General features: G+C 39.3%; 8 protein-coding genes and 1 pseudogene. 2 read left to right on the forward strand and 7 right to left on the reverse strand.

The window, feature by feature from the left end; genetic code table 11:
* Positions 1-60: 60 nt before the first annotated feature.
* The 7 genes and pseudogenes from tnpA to IBX40_10390 all read right to left on the reverse strand — a co-directional run bounded on the left by tnpA (position 61) and on the right by IBX40_10390 (position 5,242).
* Positions 61-513, reverse strand: a pseudogene (gene tnpA / locus IBX40_10360) (IS200/IS605 family transposase).
* A gap of 35 nt (positions 514-548) precedes the next feature.
* Positions 549-1,382, reverse strand: coding sequence for an ATP-binding protein (locus tag IBX40_10365; GenBank protein ID MBE0524720.1), 834 nt, complete (start codon positions 1,380-1,382; stop codon positions 549-551).
* 167 nt (positions 1,383-1,549) lie between these two features.
* Positions 1,550-2,206 (reverse strand): heme exporter protein CcmB, encoded by a 657-nt coding sequence (locus tag IBX40_10370; protein MBE0524721.1) that lies wholly within the window; start codon positions 2,204-2,206, stop codon positions 1,550-1,552.
* A gap of 21 nt (positions 2,207-2,227) precedes the next feature.
* Positions 2,228-2,944, reverse strand: coding sequence for an ABC transporter ATP-binding protein (locus IBX40_10375; protein MBE0524722.1), 717 nt, complete (start codon positions 2,942-2,944; stop codon positions 2,228-2,230).
* Positions 2,945-2,963: 19 nt separating this feature from the next.
* On the reverse strand, positions 2,964-3,776 hold the full coding sequence (locus tag IBX40_10380; GenBank protein MBE0524723.1) for an aspartate dehydrogenase: 813 nt from the start codon (positions 3,774-3,776) through the stop codon (positions 2,964-2,966).
* 32 nt (positions 3,777-3,808) lie between these two features.
* The gene (locus tag IBX40_10385) at positions 3,809-4,114 is read right to left on the reverse strand and encodes a DUF2551 domain-containing protein (GenBank protein ID MBE0524724.1); all 306 of its coding nucleotides are present in this window, start codon (positions 4,112-4,114) and stop codon (positions 3,809-3,811) included.
* A gap of 69 nt (positions 4,115-4,183) precedes the next feature.
* Entirely contained in the window at positions 4,184-5,242 is a 1,059-nt protein-coding gene (locus tag IBX40_10390) for a radical SAM protein (protein MBE0524725.1), read from the reverse strand.
* Positions 5,243-5,433: 191 nt separating this feature from the next.
* On the opposite strand from IBX40_10390, the gene IBX40_10395 reads away from it, so the two are divergent.
* Both IBX40_10395 and IBX40_10400 read left to right on the forward strand, forming a co-directional pair.
* Positions 5,434-5,613 carry a hypothetical protein gene (locus IBX40_10395; GenBank protein ID MBE0524726.1) on the forward strand — a complete coding sequence of 60 codons (180 nt, stop codon included), beginning with the start codon at positions 5,434-5,436 and terminating at the stop codon, positions 5,611-5,613.
* Between the two features lie 60 nt (positions 5,614-5,673).
* The coding region (locus IBX40_10400) for a hypothetical protein (GenBank protein ID MBE0524727.1) at positions 5,674-5,956 on the forward strand (283 nt) is incomplete at its 3' end.

Here is a 5,956-nt window from a genome sequence, read left to right on the forward strand (position 1 = left end):
GCACACCCAACCGCAGCAGAGCTGCGGGGCATGACGTGCCGTCGCTTTACAACTCCGTTTTTATTTGAAATCTAAAAGTTTCATTTGCTTGCAACCTTCCTTTTCTTCTTTAGTACCTTGCGTCTCAACATACCTCTTTATAATATCAGTTGTAACTCCATCTCCAACCGTCCCTATATATCCACCATCACTCCAAAAATGTCCACCCCATAGTTGTTTTTTAATATCGGGGTATTTCTTAAAAATGTTCTTGGCCGTAATACTTTTAAGAATTTGCATAATCCTTGAAGGTGCATATCTTGGTGCTGCACCAACAAAAATATGCACGTGATCTCCATCTGTACCTATTGCATCAAACTCAAACCAATATCTTTCTCCAATCTCAGAACATATTTCTTTGAAAAATTCAACTCTATCTTTGTTGAATAATATTTTTTTCCTATATTTTATGCAAAAAACCATATGTTACCGAATTTTATAAACACAGTGGCATGCATGGTTTAACTCGGTCATATATGTTAATATATACTTACGATTAAAAGTTGCTACTACGGTTTGTCCCAACCGCAGCAGAGCTGCGGGGTATAACGATTAAGATAATTGGCAATGGTCCTCTGGTCTTTTCCAAGGTCTTTGGCGATCTCCTTATAATTGACTATCATGCCCGGTTTTTTGCTAATTATATATACCAGGGTTTTAAGCAGCTCAACATCTTTTATCTCAAATTCATCTGGCAGGTCTTTATATATGACCCTCTCAATGACATTGTTTAAAATATATTGCCGTGCGAAATCCTCATCTCTTTCATCGTAGAGTTCAGGAAACATCCCGAATTTAATATACCGGTAAAATAGGGGGATTAGTTCTCTTTTCCAAAGATCAGGATCTTCCCTTATCAGCGTTAAGTCCCTTCCATTAATCTCGATAAGTTCAGCAAATGAGAGCAACTTCATCTGAAAAACCATAATCCTTCCTGCAAGGCTTTCTGTTGATTTTTTTCTCAGACTGACAGATGCCGAACCAGAAATAAAGAATTTTATATTCGGATAAAGGTCATAATAAACTTTTATCTTGTTTTCCCAGTCATCCACTTTCTGTATCTCATCCAGAAAAATGAACATCTTCCCTTCAGTCTCATCAAAACTGCTGCCTAAAACAATTCTTTGATAGCTTTCAAGAATCTCTTTAAGATCAAATACGACCTCAGCGAAGGAAAAATAGAACAGGTTCTTATTATCAGTGTATGCGAGAATATCCTGTATGAGCTGGAACATGAGTATTGTTTTTCCAGTTCTTCTTAATCCCCATATAAGCATTATCTGTCTTCTGTCAATATATTTTTCAATATCAGAATAGATGTGCCTTTTGTATGGTTTTAGCAAGGAATCCTTTACATTACCAGTTTTCCACCAGGGATTAATAATTAATTACTGTTTGATGTCATTATTTTATAGTATTGATTACAATTTAATGTTATTAGAATGCATAAAAACAGATATTAAGTTTGATAGTATAACCCTGTCCTTGATTCCATTATATTCAGGGATCATTAATCCTCTATCACATATTCAAAAACCAGCTGTGAAGCAATAAAGAACACCACATCATATACTATAAGCATCCTGACTTCTGCTGATGCTGCAGAAAGACCACCCGTGGATAGCACATTCTGGGTTGCCATCACAGCAGACATGATAAGCGGTATAATGATCGGGAATAAGATCACAGGTAACAATATTTCCCTTGTTCGCATACTGACCGTCAGGGCCGAGAACAATGTCCCAACAAGAATGAACCCGATTGTGCCCAGCAATATAACAACTGATAGAGCCAAAAGTCCCTGGATATCTGTGAAATTGAATAGGACAATGAACAGGGGTACAATTATCAACTCAATAATGAACATTATTACAAGATTTGATATTACCTTTCCCAGATAGATCGTTGATGGGTCTATGGGGCATAGTTTAAGAGCGTCCAGACACCCATCCTCTTTTTCACTTGCGAATGACCGGGACAGACCCAGCATTCCTGCAAAAGTAAAAGCTATCCACAGGATACCGGGTGCGATATCTGACATTTCAATGTCAAATAAGATATTGCTGAAGGAATAATTGAATATCACGATCACGAGAAGTGAGAAGATTACCATGCTGTTCAGCATCTGTTTGGTCCTGAACTCCATCAACAGGTCTTTCCAGGCCATATAGAGGATTTCTCTCAATTCTCACACCTCATGCACATAATGATCATATGTTTCACGAAATTGTTCAATGTCCTTAATTTCAGATCTGGCAGCCTGGTAAACAATTTTTCCTTCAAACAGGATAATGATCCTATCTGCCAGGTTTATGCCCCTCTCAATATCATGGGAGACCATGACCTGGGTCTTATCTGAAACATCCAACTCGCTTAATATCCTGTCAAAGGTGGCAGCTGCATGCTGGTCAAGTCCGGTATAGGGTTCATCCAGGAACAATATCTTAGGGTCATGAAGAATAGCCCTTGCAATGCTCAAACGCTGTTTCATGCCCCTGCTGAAGGTTCCGACCCTGTCGTCAAGCCTGTATTTCAGCCCGACCTGATCGGTCAGCTCGTGTATCCTTGAGTCCAGCGTATCCTTTGGCATGCCGTACATTCTGCCAAAAAACGTCAGGTTCTCCCTGGCGGTAAGGTCCTGATATAGATAGGTCTCATGTGAGATTATACCTATTAACTGCCTTACCTCAAGTGGGGATTCCTTTACATTATGGTCTTCTATCAGGACAGTCCCGGCCGTCGGGCTGATCAATGTGGACATGATCTTTACCATAGTGGTCTTACCAGCACCATTGGGACCGAAAATCGTAAGAAATTCCCCGGTTTCTATATCAAGATCAATATCATGAAGAACAACATTATTTCCAAACGTCTTTGAAAGATGTTTTATCGAGATAATGATGATCTGCTCCTGTAATCTATTATTATGTTCCTATCTGCAGCGGGCTGGCAATCTTCCTGAGGGTCGCTATTGCTGAGAGCGGTGCGAGATAACTTGTCTTAGGGTTTTCAGGAGATGGTATGTTTTCAACGAGGGTAGTAAATGTACCGAAATCCCCTTCCACTTTGATCTCATGCCGGTTACGATCAATGGTAGGGTCCACCTTTATTTTGACATGTGTTTTATCTACCCCGATTCCGGCAAGACTAATAGTAGCAGCTACATTTACGTTTGCGGGGAAGGCTTTTACAGCTTCCTTTGCTGTACCCTCGAAAATGATCGTGGGGGTTTTGAATTTATACGGATCAATATTATTCTCAACCACAAACGGTGCGCCTGCCAGACCTTTTGGAGGTTTTGTAGTGGTCAGTGTAACAGAATAAATATTTGCGGAAGAGGCAGACTTGATACCATCGACACCCGCAACAGCTCCCGAAGGCAGGTATATCTTGCAGTTATGCTCCTCTGCCAGGGATATGAGTTTATTAAGTAATTCAGAATCTACAAGCGCACCCACACTCATTATCATTACATCGCACCCTTTCTCAAGTGCCGGGATAGCCACCTGCGGGACTGCCTCAGGGGAGGCGGCTTCCACTATTAAATCAACTTTCTTGACCATTTCCCTGATCTTCATTAACGACGGAGGCCGGGAGAGAGTTTCACAAAGTTGGTCAGCCAATTCAATATGATGTTCGTGTACAGCTAGCAGTTGTGCTCCTGTTATTCCAGTATCTAACGCACGGCAGATAATTGAACCAATGGCACCACAACCCACAACTCCAACCCGAAGCATAATACCTATAATCCAAAATCATTTTGAAAATATTAAAAAGTATCCAGTACACTCTTTACAATCTCACTAAAGTCTTCCTTAAGAGAATAGTGATTGTGTTCCCGTGTCACGTCGATACGCAAAATACCAAGCCTGGTATTCATCAATCCAACCATTGCCGATACACCCCTATAATTCACGTCAAATCCCTGCTCGATAAGATTATTATAAATATCGTTCGTGGTATAGGTTTCTCCAATTAGAAATAATTTCAATACCGTTTTTCGAAGGTTCGTCTCATCACGACGTAAATATTTTATTAACCTTTCTTTAGCTTGATTGTTAATCTCGTTCAGTATTACCACCGTAATAATTTTTTCCAGAATTGAGATTGAATATGTTCTTTTTAAGGTAAATAAACATTGTCTTTAAACAGCCGCACCCTCCAAGTCCAGAGGAATTCTTTCAACTACCAGCCTGCCGTATGTTGGATAGCTTTCTTCATACCAGGCAGTGAAGTGGTCTATGATCTCGCTGGAAATCTCTTCCAGCACCCACCAACCCAGTTCCACACGGGTTTTGCCGGGACAATAATGTTTTTTAGGTACTTCCAGTTCATTCAGCATTTCGACAATCTCTTCAACATCACCCTCTATTACACCATAGAATAGCGTACCGTCCGGAGTTATCTCATCAAATTCGCGAGCTGTGGTTTCTGCTATTCGCAGCAGTCTCGTGCGAAGCTGAACCGCGTCCTTAAAGCACGATGAACAAAAATGAGCTTTTAATCCGGGATTTTGCCTGAAAATATCAGAAGCTACAGCCTGACTCCCTGATGCACCACAACTTACATCGTTTGAAATAGTAAAACCATGCTCCTTCATTGCTTCAGCGTTTGAATGAGAGAATTCCAGTTCATTCATATTAAGGAAAATGTCCTGGTCCATGGCTGCGTGTGCCACATGCTCTGCCCCTTTTCTGGAAGGAATTTCAAAACCCACATCAATATCCAGCTCTTTGGCCCACTTCACGGATCTTATAAACTCCTTGAGAGACTGTCTGTCAAATATGTCAGGATGGAAACGTATCTCATCAAGGCCTGCTGTTTTTAGTTTCTGCAAAATATCTCTTTGAGGAGATTGGGATGTATAAAGATGTATGTGGTGGGACTTACCAAAATGCTCCTTTAAGAGTTCGATATACCCTGCAACCCTGTCTTGCACCAGCAGTGGTTCACCTCCTGTGATCCCGGTGCCAAGGGCATTCATACTACAGGCTTCTTCCAGAATATCATTGTCAGAATATACAGGCCGTTCATTGGCAAATATCACATCAATTCCTGAGCGTTCTTCTGATATAGGACAGTAGAAACAATCCCTGGAGCACAGACCAGTCACAAAAAGCACCATTTTAGCACCCTTCTGGCACAATTTGCACCCTTCGGGAAGATAAGTGGAAAAAGAACCTGATTCGGTATGAGGTATCATATTTGGCTTTCTAAATGTCTTCACTAATAATATAAACTATGTTATTACTTAATTGCATCAATTATTTGCAATAATTTAACCAACGTCTACATAAATAAATATCGACTTATATGATGTAGAATAATTTTAGATCAATCTACTAGATGGATACTTCATATAAAATTTACACAAGTGTGTGGAGGTGTTACGAGATGAAAAATGTTGAAATGTCACAAAATGGAGATATTCTAACTATAATAGTTGACTTATCTAAAGAGTTTGGCCCATCATCTTCTGGAAAAACAATTATTATTGCATCAACTGAGGGGAATCAGTCAATTCCTGATAAGGAAGATATCAAAATCGGATTGAATGTTTATAGGAAAAAATAGTTTGATAAATTGAAACCAATTTCAAACCATAATTATATTGTTCTAAATTATTAGTTAATTATGACTACCGATTTAACATTTATAACAAACGAGGAAAATAATAAGTTGGTAGATAGATTTGCCGCTCTTATTAAAGATTCTCAATATTTTGATTGTTTGGTTGGATATTTCTACACAAGTGGATTTCATTCACTATATAGATCATTAGAAAATACTGAAAAAATCAGAATATTAATTGGTATCAGCACCAACAAGGAAACTTATGATTTAATCCAGGAATCGCAACAATCAGTTCAAACGGAATTACAATTATCGCATAAAGAAACAAAAGAGGATTTTTCAA

This window comes from Methanosarcinales archaeon (assembly GCA_014859725.1).
Taxonomy (GTDB): domain Archaea; phylum Halobacteriota; class Methanosarcinia; order Methanosarcinales; family Methanocomedenaceae; genus Kmv04.

Bases quoted from the DNA above. Each gene is read 5' to 3' on its own strand.
- IBX40_10380 (MBE0524723.1), bottom strand. From the start codon at position 3,776: ATGCTTCGGGTTGGAGTTGTGGGTTGTGGTGCCATTGGTTCAATTATC.
- IBX40_10370 (MBE0524721.1), bottom strand. From the start codon at position 2,206: ATGGCCTGGAAAGACCTGTTGATGGAGTTCAGGACCAAACAGATGCTG.
- IBX40_10390 (MBE0524725.1), bottom strand. From the start codon at position 5,242: ATGATACCTCATACCGAATCAGGTTCTTTTTCCACTTATCTTCCCGAA.
- IBX40_10395 (MBE0524726.1), top strand. From the start codon at position 5,434: ATGAAAAATGTTGAAATGTCACAAAATGGAGATATTCTAACTATAATA.